Raw genomic sequence first — 262 nt, 5'->3', positions numbered from 1 at the left:
ACTGGAAAGGAGTTCTTCACACATATATCACTGGTGAAGAGCTTGCGTATTTTCTGAGTGAGCCGACAGTCGATGATGACAGCGTAGAAATCGATCTCAACAGATCCCTCCATTCGCCCTTAAATCCGACCAACTGTTTCGGTGGTTTTGTCGGCAGGGTCTTTAAAGAGCGTAGCGAATCTGGAATACAGGCTGAGGTACTTGAGCGCCAAGCAGCTGAAATGAAAAATCGGATGCTCGCTGGCGAATCAATCAGCCAGGC

The 262-nt window shown here is 48.5% G+C and carries 1 protein-coding gene; it reads left to right on the top strand.

Features of this window, described 5'->3' with window-relative positions:
• Window positions 1-262 (top strand): hypothetical protein (locus SB754_RS21005; protein WP_410784285.1); only part of this gene is annotated, 262 nt, incomplete at both ends.

The sequence above is a fragment of the Leifsonia sp. SIMBA_070 genome, from assembly GCF_046534635.1.
Classification (GTDB): Bacteria; Actinomycetota; Actinomycetes; order Actinomycetales; family Microbacteriaceae; genus Leifsonia.
The sequence above is the reverse complement of the archived record's forward strand: the minus strand, read 5'-3'. Positions and strand labels throughout refer to the sequence as shown.